11 protein-coding genes are annotated in these 15,973 nt (G+C 61.2%); 4 read left to right on the top strand and 7 right to left on the bottom strand.

Annotation, left to right across the window (positions count from 1 at the left end):
* Positions 1-156: 156 nt before the first annotated feature.
* Both budA and CSQ87_RS00050 read left to right on the top strand, forming a co-directional pair.
* Positions 157-906: an acetolactate decarboxylase gene (budA, locus tag CSQ87_RS00055; RefSeq protein ID WP_100511816.1), complete on the top strand. Its 750-nt coding sequence runs from the start codon at positions 157-159 to the stop codon at positions 904-906.
* Between the two features lie 457 nt (positions 907-1,363).
* Positions 1,364-2,743 carry an MFS transporter gene (locus CSQ87_RS00050; protein WP_100512186.1) on the top strand — a complete coding sequence of 460 codons (1,380 nt, stop codon included), beginning with the start codon at positions 1,364-1,366 and terminating at the stop codon, positions 2,741-2,743.
* A 98-nt stretch (positions 2,744-2,841) separates the two neighbouring features.
* Here CSQ87_RS00050 and CSQ87_RS00045 read toward each other — a convergent pair whose 3' ends face one another.
* Entirely contained in the window at positions 2,842-3,723 is an 882-nt protein-coding gene (locus tag CSQ87_RS00045; protein WP_100511815.1) for a GRP family sugar transporter, read from the bottom strand.
* A gap of 51 nt (positions 3,724-3,774) precedes the next feature.
* Between CSQ87_RS00045 and CSQ87_RS00040 the strand changes: the two genes are divergently transcribed.
* Positions 3,775-4,995, top strand: a complete 1,221-nt coding sequence (locus CSQ87_RS00040; RefSeq protein WP_133122302.1) for a hypothetical protein — start codon at positions 3,775-3,777, stop codon at positions 4,993-4,995.
* 88 nt (positions 4,996-5,083) lie between these two features.
* Here the strand turns inward: CSQ87_RS00040 and CSQ87_RS00035 are convergent, their stop codons facing one another.
* The 5 genes from CSQ87_RS00035 to CSQ87_RS00015 all read right to left on the bottom strand — a co-directional run bounded on the left by CSQ87_RS00035 (position 5,084) and on the right by CSQ87_RS00015 (position 11,738).
* On the bottom strand, positions 5,084-6,238 hold the full coding sequence (locus CSQ87_RS00035) for a PTS transporter subunit EIIC (protein ID WP_100511813.1): 1,155 nt from the start codon (positions 6,236-6,238) through the stop codon (positions 5,084-5,086).
* Positions 6,235-7,185, bottom strand: coding sequence for an ROK family protein (locus CSQ87_RS00030; RefSeq protein ID WP_100511812.1), 951 nt, complete (start codon positions 7,183-7,185; stop codon positions 6,235-6,237). Before CSQ87_RS00030 ends, CSQ87_RS00035 begins: the two co-directional genes overlap by 4 nt.
* A 167-nt stretch (positions 7,186-7,352) precedes the next feature.
* The gene (locus CSQ87_RS00025) at positions 7,353-8,030 is read right to left on the bottom strand and encodes a transaldolase family protein (protein ID WP_100511811.1); all 678 of its coding nucleotides are present in this window, start codon (positions 8,028-8,030) and stop codon (positions 7,353-7,355) included.
* 80 nt (positions 8,031-8,110) lie between these two features.
* On the bottom strand, positions 8,111-10,525 hold the full coding sequence (locus tag CSQ87_RS00020) for a glycyl radical protein (protein ID WP_100511810.1): 2,415 nt from the start codon (positions 10,523-10,525) through the stop codon (positions 8,111-8,113).
* Between the two features lie 322 nt (positions 10,526-10,847).
* A complete protein-coding gene (locus CSQ87_RS00015) occupies positions 10,848-11,738 on the bottom strand; it encodes a DeoR/GlpR family DNA-binding transcription regulator (protein ID WP_207761059.1) in 891 nt (296 codons plus the stop codon).
* 75 nt (positions 11,739-11,813) lie between these two features.
* Here CSQ87_RS00015 and CSQ87_RS00010 point away from each other — a divergent pair, with 75 nt between their 5' ends.
* Positions 11,814-12,671, top strand: a complete 858-nt coding sequence (locus CSQ87_RS00010; protein ID WP_207761058.1) for a glycyl-radical enzyme activating protein — start codon at positions 11,814-11,816, stop codon at positions 12,669-12,671.
* A gap of 178 nt (positions 12,672-12,849) precedes the next feature.
* Here CSQ87_RS00010 and adhE read toward each other — a convergent pair whose 3' ends face one another.
* Complete coding sequence (gene adhE / locus CSQ87_RS00005) at positions 12,850-15,546, bottom strand: bifunctional acetaldehyde-CoA/alcohol dehydrogenase (RefSeq protein ID WP_243388789.1); 2,697 nt, start codon at positions 15,544-15,546, stop codon at positions 12,850-12,852.
* Between the last annotated feature and the right edge of the window lie 427 nt (positions 15,547-15,973).

Raw genomic sequence — 15,973 nt, 5'->3', positions numbered from 1 at the left:
ACCTACCGCACGCCGTGCCTTGACCGGGGAAATGGTCTTCTGCGTGGACAGATCGTCCGGCCTCCCGTCCCGACAGACCGTACGGCTTTCCGCCTGATCAGATCAGTGGATAATCTTGTGGTTGAAGCGTGGCGCCGCTCGGCCTATCGTGAAATCATGACGAAATCCGCTGCCGCGAACATCCGACCGATCCACGAGCACGGGGCCAATGTGCTTTACCAGCATGGCACGCTCGCCCAGCTGGTGCCCGGACTGCTCGAGGGCACCACCACCATCGGCGATCTGCTCACGCACGGCGACACCGGCATCGGCACGGGCGAAGGACTGGACGGCGAACTGATCATCCTCGATGGCGTGGCCTACAAGATCGGCCAGTCCGGCGTGGCCGAGATCCTGCCCGACGATTTCACCGTCCCGTTCGCCAGCGTGCACCGCGCCGCGTTCCAGTATCAGTGCGAGCGCGCCGACATCGGTCTGGAGGATCTCAACAGGAAGATCGTGGAGGCCAACGGCCGGGCGAATACGTTCTTCGCGGTGATCATGCGCGGTACGTTCAGTTTCATCAAGACCCGCGCGGTCATCAAGCAGCAGGCGCCTTATCCCACGCTGGAGCAGGTGGCCGACCAACAGGCCATGTTCCTCGGCCATGACGTGAAGGGCACGATGCTCGGCTACTTCTCCCCGCTGATGTTCAACGGCGCGGCGGTGGCCGGGTTCCATGAGCATTTCCTTGCCGACGACCGTTCGATCGGCGGCCATGTGCTCGACGCGGTATTGGAGCGCGGCGACATCCTGAGTCAGGTGTTCGACACGCTGGTGCAGCATCTGCCGGTCGACAACCCCGAATACCGCAGCCACGATTTTTCGAACGATCCGATCGCCGAGGCCATCGCCAAGGCCGAATGAGAGTTCCGACCCCGGTCGCCCCACAGTCGGTCACGGTCGGCCCCCGGTTTTTGGCAAATCCAAGCTTGAGGAGCCCGAAAACCGGCCGTTCAAGCTTGGAATGACCAAAAACCGCCGCAACCGCCTCAATCACCGTACGAACTCGCCGGCGGGTTGCCGAGTCGAGGGGTATCGGTTAGGGTCTAGCTGACGCGAAAGCTAAGCCGCCTGCGACGGACGATGAGGGAAGTCCGGAAGTCCGATCGTGGAAAACTTGCCCATCGGATGGAATGCCGGCAGGCAGGTCCATAGGTCCGGGTCCAGCAGGTCCGACCGGCCCACCGATCCGAGCCCACCGATCCGGCCCACGGGTTCCATAGGTCCGGGTCCATAGGTCCGGGTCCGTAGATCCGGGTCCGTAGGTCCATAGGTCCGATGGTGAACCTATCCGCGCGACAGATATCGAGAAGTGAACGACATGAAGAGTGTGCAGCATCAGACCATTCGGAAGACGCCGAACACGAATCGCACCGACCCCCAGACCACCGATCCCCGGAAACGAGCCCACTCACCGTACGTCCTGATCTTCCGGACGCCCGGTGCCAAGGCATTCTCGGCGGCGGCTGCCGTGGCCAGACTGCCCATTTCGATGATGGGTCTCGGCATCGTGCTGGCCCTGAACAACATCTACGACAATTGGACCGTGGCCGGCACCATGAGCGCGGTCTACGTGTTCGCCGCCGCCGTGGTCACCCCGTTCTACGCCCGCCTGTTCGACCGGTTCGGCCAGCGCAAGGTCGGCCGCGTGGCGCTGATCCTGCAGGTCATCGCCATGCTGACGTTTGCGCTGGGGGCCCTGTTGCGCATCCCCATCTCCGCGCTGTTCGTACTGGCCGCGCTCATGGGCGTCACCCAGTTCGCGTTCGGCGCGCTGGTGCGCACCCGCTGGGCGTGGGCGCTGCGCGGCGAAAAGGACGACACGCTACTGAACACCGCCTACGCCTTCGAATCCGCGATCGACGAGACGGTGTTCATCCTCGGCCCGATTCTCGCCGCGTTCCTCGCCACCTCGGTGCACCCGGTCTCCCAGCTGGTCGTGCCGGCCCTGTGCGCACTGGTCGGCGGCATGGTGTTCTTCTCGCTGAAATCCACCCAGCCGCCGGTGGTCGCCACGCTTACCGATGTCGAGGCCGCCGCCGGGACCGACGGCTCAGGCAGCGTGGTGGGCCGGGGCGGCAACGTGCGCGCCGGCGAGGGCTCGCGCAAGATCAGCACCCGTCGCCACGTCCGAAGCGCATTGACGTACCCCGGCATCGCCCTGCTGGTTCTGGTGTTCGTCGCGTTCAACATGAGCTTCTCCGCCTTCGACGTGTCGGTGACCGCCATCACCAAGTCGATGGGGCTGGAGAGGATCGTCGGCCTGCAGCTGGCGCTGTTCGCGGTCGGCTCGCTCATCGGCGCGCTGATCTTCGGCTCGATCAGGCTCAAGGGCTCGCATTGGAGCCATATGGTGATCCTGCTCGCCGCGCTTTCGCTCTGGTACGTCGGATTCCGTCTGAGCGCCGACAATCTCGTCCTGCTGGGCGTGCTCGAGGTGTTCGCCGGCATGTTCGTGGCCCCGTCGTTCGCCACGGGCAATCTCATCGTGAAGAACATCGTTCCCGACGAATCGCTTACCGAGGGACTCTCATGGCTGGGCACCGGCAATTCGATCGGCGTCTCCCTCGGTTCGTCGGTCGCCGGCGTGGTGCTCGACTCGTTCGGCACCCATGCCGGCATGTGGATTCCCTTCGTCGCCACCGCCTGTTCGGTGCCACTCGCCGCAATCGCCTGGCTGCTCGCCCGACGCCGCCGGTGACCGGGGTCTCGATCACAGGGTCCGGGCAGATCACAGGGTCTTGGCCGGAACCGTTTTAGTCGGAACCGTCTTGGCCGGAACCGTCTTGATCCAAGCCGTCACAGGGTCTTGGTCAGGGCGATCAGCAGAATGCCGATGACCACCAAGGTCAGGCCGACCGATACGGAGATCTTCTCCTTGCGCGTCTTGCTCTCGTGGAGGAACACCATGCCGCCGATCGTCGAGATGATCAGTCCCATCTGCGACATCGGGAAGGCGATGGCCACGCCGAGCCGGGCGTCGGAGATCATGAGGATGAGGTTGCCGATGCCCCAGAGCACGCCAGGGATCAGCAGCAGCGCGGTCTGACGGGTGAGCTTGTTCGGTTCGCGGCCGCCGATCACCAGACCGCCGACGAACATGCCGACCGCCTGCGGCAGCATGGCATCGAACGAGTTGATCGCGAAGATCTGGATGATCGCCACATAGCCGACGTAGCCGATCGACGAGATCGTGATGACGGTCAGGCCCGTGATCATGCTGTTCGCCTTCGTGTCGCCGTCATCGACGCCGCCCTCGACGCCTTTCCGCTCCACATATGAGGTGAACGCCACGCCGATGATGAACAGCGCGATCGCGGAGAATCCCACGGTTTTCGCCGGCGTGGACGCCCAGTCGCCGAGGAACAGCACGCCGACCAGACCGGTGCCGACCAGCTGCTCGCCGGTGGAGATGGGCATGGTGCTGGAAACGCCGATCTCCTTGAATCCGCAGATCTGCCCGTAGCAGCCGATGGTCCACAGGATTCCGGACAGGAAGCTGATCAGGACCGTCAGCCAGGTGTAGGAATGCGGCACGAACGGGAAGGCCGCCGCCGCGAATACCAGACATCCCGCGGTGACGCCGAGAATCTGACGCCGTGACGAGCCTCCGATCACCGGCAGGATCAGGGCGTAGATGCCCCAGAGCAACGAAGGCGTGGCGGCCAGTATCAGGTCCATGGTTGTTCTCTCCCCTATTTTGAACGATCTAAACTGATTGATCGACCATCAGTGTACCGTATCCCCGACAGATCCCACCCGAGTTCTCTCCTTCGGAGGCCCCATACGACGGTTTTTGGCAAATCCAAGCTTGAGGAACCCGAAAACCGGCTGTTCAAGCTTGGATTTGCCAAGAAACCGATTTCCTCCTCCAACAACCTCCGACCTCCATACCTCCCCGGATTCGATGTGGATAACGGCACGTTCATGCACATACCCCAGGAACGATGGACACCGAACGGGCCATCACCGTATCGTCGGGTCATGAGACGGAACAGCACCCTTGACGCCATGCTGGATACGGCGGAGGCCAACGGTCTTTGCCTGTGGAGCGGAACCGAAGTCCAACGTCAGATCCTGCGTCGCCGGGTCACCATCGGCGAGCTGACGGCGGTCGGAGCGCAATGCTATGCGCGAACATCATATTGGCAGGCGCTTTCGGCCGAGGACCGGCTCAGACACCTCACCCGGTCACTGACCCTCATGCATCCGAAATGGGTGTTCGGCGGATCCACTGCGGCGACCCTGCTGAACATCTGCGACTCGACCCGACACATGCGCAAACTCCATCGTGTTATCGACGGCAACCGAGTGCCCCGAAGTACCGGCATCATCGTCAACCATTACATCGAGGAGACGGCTCCGATCATTATCGATGGCGCCCGGGTCACTCCGTTGGACAGAACCGCGTTTGACTGCGCCCGGTGGCTCGGCTTCCCCGATGCGATCGCCATCATCGACTCGATATTGCGGCAACGGCTGCGGACCAAATCGCAGTTGGACCGATCGTTCCGACTGACCAATGGCAAATACCGGAACCGTGCTCTGCACGTCCTGAACTGGGCCACCGGACGAACCGACAACGGCGGCGAGTCCTTTTCCTATGGGGTAATCCTCGAGGAGAGGTTCATGCAGCCGCAGCTGCAGGTGGTCATGCCCTGCCATAACGAATACGGCAATCATGACCGCGTCGATTTTCTCTGGAAGACACCTGACGGTCGGATCATCGTCGCCGAGCTTGACGGCAGGATCAAGTATCGAGACGCTTCGATGTACGTGAACGGCAGCCTACCGGAGACGATCATCGCGGAAAAGGAACGGGAGGAGCGGATACGAATGGAGGTCGACGGATTCGTCCGGTTCTCGTTCGCCGAGGCATACCGGCGGACCCCATTGATCCGGAAACTGGAATGGGCCGGAGTCCCCCGTACGACCGATTTCCGATCTCCATAGAGGTCCGACTCCCGGTTTTTGGCAAATCCAAGCTTGAGGAGACCTGAAAACGGCCGTTCAAGCTTGGATTTGCCAAGAAAACGAATCATCAGTTGATATCGACCTCAAATTTCAGTATGAGGGCGAGGCTGAAAGCAACGGCCAGACCCAACAGACAGGAAATCAGATACACGACGAATCCATCACCGACGAAAATCGGCAGGGCCGCGAGACTCGGGAACGCGAAGGCCGAGGCCTGCGCTCCGGAAAATCCGGCGAGCGCGCCACCGATCGCGCCACCTGCACACACCGCGATCATCGGCTTCTTCCGGGGAAGATTCACGCCGAACATGGCGGGCTCGGTAATGCCGAACAACGCCGACAGTCCGGCGGAGGCACAGGTGGAGCGGAATGCCGCGTCATGGCTTTTCACCATGACGGCGAGTGCGGCGCCTGCCTGGGCGAATACCGCCGGTCCCATGAGAGCGAGCACGGTATCATGCCCGGAGACCGCGATATTGTTCATGCCGATGAGAATCAGGCTCCAGTGGAATCCGAAGATCACCATGGGCTGTACCGCTCCGCCGAGCAACAGTCCGGCCACTATGGGAGACAGCGCATACACCCATTCGTACCCTGCTGCCAGCCCATCGCCTACGACCTTGCCGAACGGTCCGAACGCGAACAGCGTCACCATGCTCACGACGACGATCGCGATCATCGGGGTGAGGAATCCGCGCACCATCGCCGGCAGGATGCGGTCCAGTCCACGTTCGACGAACACCAGCAATCCCACGGCCATGATGATGGGAATGACGCTCGACTGGTATTTCACGCCGAGAATCGGAAGCCCCAGAAAAGTCACCGTCGTTCCCGCCGACTGCACTGCCACCAGATTCGGATACAGCATCACTCCGGCCACGACGACCGCGGTGAACGGGTTGGCCCCGAACTGTTTGGCCGCCGTATACGCCAGGAACACGGGAAGGAAGGTGAACAGGCTCGAGGCCATGGCGTCACAGACCAGATAGGTTCCGCTTGCCTGCTCCAGCAATCCCGTACCGCTGAGGATGACCAGCAGTCCCTTCATGATTCCGGCGGCGGACAGCAGGTTTACGATGGGCAGGAAGATACCCGATATGCCGTCGATGATGACGGCGAGCAGCCCCTTGCGCCCGTCGGTCTTCGCCCCTACGACTTCGGAAATGCCCGCGGAGGCCGAATCCGCGGATTCGGCGGAATGCAGGTCGATCGCGGCGCTCATGCCGGCACGACCTCTCGCACGGTATCGAAGGTCTCAGTGACCTCGGTGTTCTTCGCATCGGCAAGATAGCATTGCAACGCACCGACAAGGTTGGCATCGTTCTGGAACTTGCAGGTGACGACCTCGGCCTGCGCGACATGATACGGGCAGTAGGCATACAGTCGGTTGAGATTGGTGCGGATGGCATCGATCAGCGTCGGCTGCGCGGAGATTCCCCCTCCGATGGCGAATCGGTCGGGATCGAGCACATTCTGGATGTTGAAGATCTGAATGGCCACTTCATGGGCGAATTTGTCGAGACATGAGCGCGCATCGGGATCGCCGTCCTCCACTGCCTGGAAGAATCGGATGCCGTCGACCTGTTCGACCGGCAGCCCCTTGATCTTCGCATAGCGATCGCACAGGCTGAGGGTGCTGCACTGATTGCCCCATACGCCTTCGATGCTGGGGTCGACGCTGCGTGACGTGATGATGTAGCTTACCTCGCCGGCGGAGAAATGCTTACCACGGTACAGTTCACGGTCCTTGACGAATCCGCCGCCGACCATGGTGCCGAAGATCAGCGCGAATCCGTTGCGCACATCCTTGAGGCTGCCGACGGTCGCTTCGGCCATGACCGCGCATTTGGCGTCGTTCTCCAGCACGATGCGTACCGGGCAACGCTGATACAGCGCGTGTCGCAGGTAGAAGTCGTCGTTGTACCGCAGGGCACCGCCCATGACGACGTAGCCGTTTTCGGAGTCGATGATGCCGGGAAGGGAAATGGCCATGCCGTCGAGATTGAAGTGCTCTCCTTCTTGTCGATAGAGATCCGCGAGCTTCTCGATAAGCTCGTTACGACTGTTTTGCGGCGTCTCGATCTTTCCTCGGGAAAGAATGATGCCGTCGTCGCTCATGGTGGCATATTTGATGAAGGTGCCGCCGATATCGATGGTAAGAACGTTCATGATAATGCTCCTTTGCATTATGGTTCATAGAGAGAAGCCATCGATGCCGGCCGATCATCACGATGGAAGAAAGGAATCCATGATGGTCCGGTCTCAACATCGATGGCATGTCCGGCCGCCACGCTGCGGCCGGCTGGGTTGTCATGGCATTCGCGATTCGAATGCCATCAGCAGGTGGCCATGGTCTTGCCCGCGCCGGCAAGGCCTTCGAAATCGGCGGTGAAGGCGTCGACCGCCGCATCGATGGCGGCGTTCTTCACCAGTCCGTCGATCACCGAGGAGGCCACGGTGGAGGCGCCTACGCCATGTCTGGCAAGTTCAAGCACCTGCTGGGAGTTCTTGAAGCTGGCCGCGAGCACGTTGCAGTCGAGACCATTGGCCCGGAAGATGTCATGAATGGAACAGGCGACGGCCACGCCGTCATATCCCATATTGTCGATGCGATTGATGTAGGGGGCAGCATATGAGGCTCCTGACTTGGCGGCGATGAACGCCTGCAATGGTGTGTAAACGGCCGTGGCGGTGATGGGCACGCCAGCGGAGGACAGCGTCTTCATGGCTTTGAAGCCTTCGGGAACGCTGGGGACCTTGGCGAAGGTATTCGGACCGAGCTCGCCGACGATGCGTTTGGCATCCTCGATCATGCCGGCGGCGTCGCGGGCGACGACCTGGGCGTGAAGTTCGGCACCGGAACCGATGATGGAGCGAATCTCCCTGAGCGCGTCGAACGGCTGACGCCCGGACTTCGCCAGGATTGAGGGATTGGTGGTCACGCCGTCGATGGGATAGTAGTCGACCAGACGGGTGATGGCGTCCACATCGGCGTCATCGATAAGCAGCTTCATGGTATTTCCTTTCATTACTGCTGGTTTGATGGACCTTGATGAATGGCGTATCGGTTATGCCGACGCTCAGAGCGTCTGCCTCAGAGCGTCTGCTCGGTACGTTCGATGATGTCGTTCTGCGTGGCTCGGGAGAGTACGGTGAAGAACGCGCTGTATCCGGCGACGCGAACGATGAGATCACGATGACGTTCGGGATGCTTCTGCGCGTCGATCAGCGTATCGCGGGAAACCACGTTGTACTGCACGTGATAGCCATGCAGACGGTCGAAGAACGTGCGGGTGGCGAAGGCAAGCTTCCTCCTGTTCTCCGGCTTGGCGAGCACCTGCGGCGTCATCTTCTGGTTGAGCAGCACGCCACCGGTGATGTCCTCCGTCGGCAGTTTGGAAACGCTCTTGAACACGGCGGTGGGACCATACAGATCCGCACCATGCGAGGGGCTGCACCCCTCGGCCAGCGCCTCCCCCGCCTTACGGCCATCGGGAGTGGCGAGGGTGCCGGCGCCTTGCGGCACGTTGGCGGAGATGGAGCTGGTGCCCGCATAGTACACACCGCCGATAGGACCGCGGCCGTATCGGGTGTTGTGATACTTCTTCATCTCATCGATGTAGATGTCGTATGCCTGCCGGATCAGCGAGTCGACGTAGTCGTCGTCATTGCCGTATTTCGGGGCTTGCTGCAGCAGTTGGCGAATCCTCTCGTTGGTCGACCCTTCGAAGTTCGCCTCAAGCGCATCCCAGAGTTCAGCGGGAGTCACGGCCCTGTCCTCGAAGACCACCTTCTTCATCGCAGCGAGACTGTCGGCCAGATTGGCGATGCCCACCTGCAGATCCGAGATGAAATCGTAGACCGAACCACCCTCCTTCATATTGAGGCCGCGTTCGATGCAGTCGTCGGTCAGGGCGGAGCAGAGGATGTCGGCGGTGTCCTGTTCGAGCACCATGTCGCAGGTGGCGTCGATGATCACGCACTGGCGTGCCATTTCACGGATGACCTTGTCCCAGCAGGCCATGACCTGTTCGAAGCTGGTGAAGTCACGGAAGTGTCCGATGCCTTCCACGAGCTTGGTGCCGCTTGCGGGGTCGACGCCGTCATTCATGGCGATGAGCAGCGCCTTCGGGAAGTTCAGGAAGCTCATGCCCGTGCACCGGTAGCCCCACTTGCCGGGGACCGCGGTCTCCACGCATCCGATGGCACTGTAGTTATAGGCGTCCTCCCGCTTCACACCCTTGCTGATGAAGCTGGGGATGATGACCTCGTCGTCGTTGAACGCCGGCATGCCGAACCCGCAACGCACGACCTCGATGCATTCGTTCATGAAGTCGTCGGGAAGATTCGCATGGTAGCGGACGGTGAGGTTCGGCTGAGTCAGGTGGCATTGCGCCACGGTCTTGAGGATCAGCCAGCTCATTGGGTTCGTGGCATCCACGGGATCGCCGTCCACGAGCTTCTGACCGCCGACGGTGACGTTCTGGTAAAGCGGGGAGCCTGCGGAGAACTGCGTGTGGCTCCAAGAGCGGATCTTGTTGATGGTGTAGGTCTTGAGCCACAGGTTGCTCATGAGTTCGGCAGCTTCATCCTCGGTGATGCGACCGGCTTTGAGATCGGCCTCGTAGAACGGATCGAGGTACTGGTCCATACGGCCGTACGATAGGCTATGGCCGTTGGATTCGATCTGCAGCACGAGATGCACCAGCCATACGGACTGTACCGCCTCTCGCAGGGTGCGCGCCGGCTCATAGGGCACGCGGTCGAGTGCCGCGGCCATTTGTTCGAGCTCGCGGGCACGATCCGGCGAGGCGGTTGCCGCCTGCTGCCGGGCCAGTGCGGCGTACCGTCCGGCAAACGTACGCATGGCATCGACCACCATGAGAATCGCACGGTAGAAGTAGCTCTTGTGGATGTTGCGGTAGTCTGTGAGGTCGAGTTCGTCGAGCTTGCGCTTCGCCCGCATCGCGTATCCTTTGAGACCCTGCGACAGCACGCCGGCGTAGTTCACGGCACAGTGGGCATCTCCCGAAGTGATGTTGCCCTCGGACTTGATGATGCCGAGATCATAGAACAGCTTGGAATGCGGAGGAAATGCCGCCAGGCCGCGATCGAGCAGCGTGTTGTGCTCCCAGAACGGCGCGATGGAACGAAGCTTCTCCTTGTTCTCCTCGGTGATGGTGAACCGGTCGCCGTCACGCTTGTCGAACTTGTCGAGTTCGTCGATCACCCAGCTCATGGCGTATTCGGGGAAGATCGGGGCGCCACGGTTGGTGGACGCCTGATTTCCGGCGATCAGCGTTTCGGGCTCGATGAAGATGGTCATCTCCTCAAGCACACGCTTGAGCATGATCGCACGCTTCAGCGCGAGCGGCTGGTCGGCATTGTCGCGGTAGACCTCGGTGGTGATCATCGCACGCTCGACGTCGACCTGAGGCTCGGCGTCGAGAAGCTGGTCGCGTAGCGAGTTCATTCGCGGGGTAAGTCTGCCGAAGTGTTCTTCGTTCATGACCGTCCGTCCTTTCTAATTGCCGTTTACTTCACTGCATTGGGATGCACTCGGCGACATCGTTATCGTTGGTCGTCATCTATGCCGTGCGGCTTTGACAATCATCAATATATCGAAACAAATTTTGATTGTCAATTTTCGTAATAACTTTTACTTTCATTCGAAAGTAAAAAAGAATTTAAATGATCTAAAAGCCAACAAAAGCAACGAATTCCCCCACTCGACCACCGCAGCGACAGACCGATCGGCCGGCGTGTCGGCGGCCACCGCATATGAAAAAAGGCCGGGGCGGAAAACCCGGCCATGTCAGTCCCAGGTCACGTCAGACGGTGACCAGGGCGATCCCCGCGTCGGCAAGCGAACCGGCGACTTTCACACCGACGCTCGCGTCGGTGACGACCATGCAGTCAAGCCCGTTGAAATCCAAAGGAACCGTCGAACGCTTGGAAAACTTCTCGCTTTCCGTCACCACGGCAACCCTGCCGGCGTGCGCGGCCATATCATGAACGGCCTGCGCACGCATATGATCACGATTGGAGAATCCGGACTGCGGGCTGTATCCGTCCGCGCCTACGAACAGCACATCCACATACAGCCCCTTCATGCACTGCTCCAGCATCGGCCCCACCATCACCTGCGAATCCTGCTGATATATGCCACCAAGCAGAATGATCCTCACATTCGATTTGCCACGAATATACCCGGCGATGAACGCGCTGTTGGTGATGATGGTGAGGTCCTTCTTCGTCTCGGCGAGTTCGGCCGCCAGCAACGCGCAGCAGCTGCCACTTTCAATCATCACCACATCGCCATCGGACACGCATTCCGCAGCGCGCTTGGCGATCTTGCGCTTCTCCTCGTAATGGTAGGCGAGGTGCCCCTCCACGTCATCGGCGCTCCTCAGCATCGCATACCCATGCTCACGGCTGATGATGCCACGCCGCTCCAAATCACTGAGATCCTTGCGGACGGTGACCTGCGAGACCCCCAGTTCCTCGGCGAGTCGAACGACTTCGATGCGTTTGCGCTCGGTCAACAGTTCAAGAATGCGATTCTCCCGCTTCATCGTCGCCATGCCATCTCCCAACACCATGAATAAGCCTTTCGCAACCCTAACATAAAGGCGATATACGAAACCCAAACATTCTACGAACACAAGCGTCTGCACCCCAGCCCCTCGCAGGCCCTTTTGCACTCGCCCAAAACACAGCATGCCATCCTTATTTTTTCATTCGTAAGTTGATTTACTTTCGTTCATTAGTTATGATCAAGGTAAAGAAAGGCTTCAATGATGACCACCACAATGACGAATCCTCTGAAAACGACTCCCACATCGAATGCCGCGACGGTCTTCCGCCCATGCACGGACCGGAAAGACAACACCGGGCTCATTTTCAACATCCAGAAATTCTCGACCAACGACGGCCCGGGAATACGGACCACCGTGTTCTTCAAGGGATGTCCATTACACTGCCCGTGGTGCGCCAACCCGGAATCCATCAGTCCTCGCATCGAGACACTGACCGACCCCAGAACCGGCGAAATCACCACCGAGGGAAAATACTACACAATCAATGAGGTCGCGGACATCTGCGAACAGGACAGGGACTTCTACGAGGAATCGGGCGGCGGAGTGACCCTGTCGGGCGGCGAGGCTCTCATGCAGCATCGGTTCTCCATTCCTCTGTTGCGGGAGTTGAGACGACGCGGCATCGCCACGGCCATGGAGACGACCGGTCATGTGGCTCCGCCCATCTTCAACCGGGCGTTGGACGAGCTCGACTATCTGCTCATCGATGTCAAGCATCATGACCGGGATGCGCATAAACGGTGGGTCGGCGGCTACAACGATCTGCCGTTGCGAAACCTCGCCAGTGCCGTCGAACGAGGGATGGAGATCTGCGTGCGCATCCCCGTGATCCCCGGAGTGAACAACACCCTGAAGGACGCCCGCGCCTTCTCGAATCTGCTCCGATCGATGCAGATCAGCGCCGTACAGCTGCTACCGTTCCATCAGTTCGGCGAACGCAAGTACGAGATGCTTGGACGGACCTACGCCATGTCCGGGGTGGACGCACTGCACGAGGAGGATCTGCTCGACTATCGTCAGATCTTCCTTGACAACGACGTACGGGCCTACTTCTGATAGCCAGAGGAACCATCGAACATGGTTTTTGGCAAATCCAAGCTTGAGGAGACCGAAAACCGGCCGCTCAAGCTTGGATTTGCCAAGAACCGAAGAAAATGAGCCCCGAATATGACGATGCCCCGCCGGGTTGGGCGGGGCATCGGTCGGTCAGTCAGATCGGGAACGGATTCCGAGATCAGCGCTGGGAGGCTTCCTCGACGGCGTTGGCACCTTCGCGGGCCACACGGCGGGCGTGGCCTTCGGCCTGCGAGACACCGTAGTAGGCGGCGATGGCGATGTCCTTCATGTCCTCGATCATCGGGATGCGCGGGTTGGCGGGGGTGCACTGGTCCTCGTAGGCGCGCATGCCGATCTGCTCGAGCACGCTCCAGAAGTAGTCCTCGTCAACGCCGGCGGCCTGGAAGGACTTGTCCATGCCGAGCTTGTTGTCGCGGTAGTCCTCGACGGCGCGGGCCAGGTTCTCGACGCCCTCCTCCGGGGTGCGGCCGGGATCGATGCCCAGGTTGCGGGCGATGTCCTGGTAGCGCTGCGGGGCCACGTACTTGTTGTACTTCGGCCAGCTGGTCGGCTCGTCCGGGAGCTGACCGTTGTAGCGGATCACGTACGGCAGCAGGATGGAGTTGGTGCGGCCGTGGGCGATGTGGCACAGGGCGCCGATGGTGTGGGCCATGCCGTGGCACATGCCGAGGAACGCGGAGCCGAAGGCCATGCCGGCCATGGTGGCGGCGTTGTGCATCTTCTCCTGGGCCTGCGGGTTGGCTGCGCCTTCCTTCACGGAGGTCTCGAGGTTCTCCCAGATCAGCTTGGCCGCGTGCAGCGCCATGCCGTCGGTGAAGTCGTTGGCGTACACCGAGACGTAGGCCTCGAAGGAGTGGGTCAGGGCGTCGAAGCCGGAGTCGGAGGCCAGCTTGCGCGGCTGGGTGCGGGCGAGCACCGGGTCGACGATGGCCACGGACGGGGTCAGCGCATAGTCGGTGATCGGGTACTTGTAGCCGGTCTTGTGGTCGGTGATCACGGCGAACGGCGTGACTTCGGAGCCGGTGCCCGAGGAGGTAGGCACGCACACGAGGTGGGCCTTCTTGCCGAGGGCGGGCAGCTTGAACGCGCGCTTGCGGATGTCGAAGAACTTCTCGCGGATGTCGGAGAACTCGATTTCCGGGTGCTCGTAGAGCAGCCACATGATCTTCGCGGCGTCCATCGGGGAGCCGCCGCCGATGGCGATGATGGTGTCGGGCTGGAACTCGTCGCGCATCATGGCGGCGCCGCGCTGCACGGTCTCGACCGAGGGCTCCGGCTCCACGTAGTCGATGATGCGGTAGTCGACGTGGTTCGGGCGCAGGCGCAGCTGCTGGATGGCCTTCTCCACGATGCCGAGGTCGAGCATCACCTTGTCGCACACGAACACGACGCGGTTGACGCCGGCCATGTCGCGCAGGTACTTGATGGCGTTCGGCTCGAAGTAGGTCTTGGCAGGAATCTTGAACCACTGCATGTTGTTGTTCCTCCGGGCAACGCGCTTGATGTTGATGAGGTTGACGGCCTGAACGTTGCCGGAGACCGAGTTGCCGCCGTAGGAGCCGCAGCCCAGGGTGAGCGACGGGGCGATGGCGTTGTAGATGTCGCCGATGCCGCCGAGGGAGCTCGGCTGGTTCCAGATGATGCGGCAGGCGTGCATGCGGGTGCCGTACTCGTCGACCAGATCCTCGTCGTTGGTGTGGATGGCGGCGGTGTGGCCGGCGCCGTGCAGCAGCATCTTCTCGCACATCTCGAAGGCCTGCTCCTGGTTGTCGGCCTTGAGGAAGGCCTGCACCGGGGCGAGCTTCTCCATGGTCAGCGGCTCCATTTCGCCGACTTCCTTGCACTCGGCGGCGAGGATGGTGGCGTCCTCGGGGATCTCGAAGCCGGCGGCCTTGGCGAGGAACTGCGGGGACTTGCCCGGCACCACGGAGTTGAGCTTGGTCTTCTGGCCCTCGTGGTCGTAGGCGGTGACGCCGAACATGTACTGCTCGAGCTTGGCCTTCTCCTCGGCGTTGACGAAGTAGGCCTTACGCTTCTTCATCTCGGCGATCAGCGGGGCGTAGACGGCCTTGTCGGCGATGACGGCCTGCTCGGTGGCGCAGATCATGCCGTAATCGAAGTGCTTGGAGAGCACCAGATCGTTGGCGGTGCGCACGATGTCGGCGTCGGGGGCCACGTAGGCCGGGGCGTTGCCGGCGCCCACGCCGAGGGCGGGCTTGCCGGAGGTGTAGGCGGCCTTGACCATGCCGGGGCCGCCGGTGGCGAGGATGGTGGCCACGCCGGGGTGCTTCATCAGGGCGCCGGTGGCCTCGATGGAGGGGTGCTCGATCCACTGGATGCAGTTGGCGGGGGCGCCGGCCTTGATGGCGGCGTCACGCACGATGCGAGCGGCTTCGACGGAGCACTTCTGGGCGCCGGGGTGGAAGCCGAAGACGATCGGGCAACGGGTCTTCAGGGCGATCAGCGACTTGAAGATGGCAGTGGAGGTGGGGTTGGTGACGGGGGTGACGCCGGCGACCACGCCGACGGGCTCGGCGATCTCGGTGATGCCTTCGACGTCGTCCTCGTGGATGATGCCCACCGTGCGCTGCTTGGCGAGGTGGTTGGTGATGTGCTCACACGCGAAGATGTTCTTGGTGGCCTTGTCCTCCACGAGACCACGGCCGGTTTCCTCGACGGCCAGCTTGGCGAGCACGAGGTGCTTGTTCAGTGCGGCGACGGAGGCCTTGGCCACGATGTGGTCGACCTGCTCCTGGTTGAGCTTCTCGAATTCGTCGAGGGCGACCAGAGCCTTCTTGACCAGATTGTCGACTTCCTGCTCGGCGGGGCTCACCTCGGGAACCACGGGCTCCACGGGAGCCTTCTCCTCCGCCTGCTTCTTAGCTGCGACCACAGTGTCCTCCTTGGGATCGGTCCAAAATCTATCTGGCTCGGTCGCGAAGCGCTCCTCGCTCACGACCCGGATTCCTGTTGCTAGACGCATCGTTGTTGATGTGACCTTGATCACAATAACGCAGAAGGCAAGTCTTGGCAAAACCGCGACCGATCTTTTATAAAAGACCTTTTCAAAAGTACCGTCCGACACCGGGGAACAGTCGGCACGGGCAGAGACCACGATCGGCAAAGACAGAGACCGCGATCGGCACATCGGCACGGACCAAGACCACGATCGATCGGCAAACCCAACGATTAACGAACCCGACAATCAGCCGGAAACCCACCCGCCGATCACCGCCCCCATCACCGGCCAATCACCATCCCCCAACCAACCGATCCCCCAG

This window comes from Bifidobacterium simiarum (assembly GCF_002802905.1).
In the GTDB taxonomy this organism is placed as follows: Bacteria; Actinomycetota; Actinomycetes; order Actinomycetales; family Bifidobacteriaceae; genus Galliscardovia; species Galliscardovia simiarum.
Note: the sequence above shows the minus strand (reverse complement) of the source record. Positions and strands in the feature narration are given on the sequence as shown.

Bases quoted from the DNA above. Each gene is read 5' to 3' on its own strand.
- CSQ87_RS00045 (WP_100511815.1), bottom strand. From the start codon at position 3,723: ATGGACCTGATACTGGCCGCCACGCCTTCGTTGCTCTGGGGCATCTAC.
- CSQ87_RS00035 (WP_100511813.1), bottom strand. From the start codon at position 6,238: ATGAGCGCCGCGATCGACCTGCATTCCGCCGAATCCGCGGATTCGGCC.
- CSQ87_RS00020 (WP_100511810.1), bottom strand. From the start codon at position 10,525: ATGAACGAAGAACACTTCGGCAGACTTACCCCGCGAATGAACTCGCTA.
- CSQ87_RS00015 (WP_207761059.1), bottom strand. From the start codon at position 11,738: ATGCTGTGTTTTGGGCGAGTGCAAAAGGGCCTGCGAGGGGCTGGGGTG.
- budA (WP_100511816.1), top strand. From the start codon at position 157: ATGACGAAATCCGCTGCCGCGAACATCCGACCGATCCACGAGCACGGG.
- CSQ87_RS00030 (WP_100511812.1), bottom strand. From the start codon at position 7,185: ATGAACGTTCTTACCATCGATATCGGCGGCACCTTCATCAAATATGCC.
- CSQ87_RS00050 (WP_100512186.1), top strand. From the start codon at position 1,364: ATGAAGAGTGTGCAGCATCAGACCATTCGGAAGACGCCGAACACGAAT.
- CSQ87_RS00025 (WP_100511811.1), bottom strand. From the start codon at position 8,030: ATGAAGCTGCTTATCGATGACGCCGATGTGGACGCCATCACCCGTCTG.
- CSQ87_RS00010 (WP_207761058.1), top strand. From the start codon at position 11,814: ATGATGACCACCACAATGACGAATCCTCTGAAAACGACTCCCACATCG.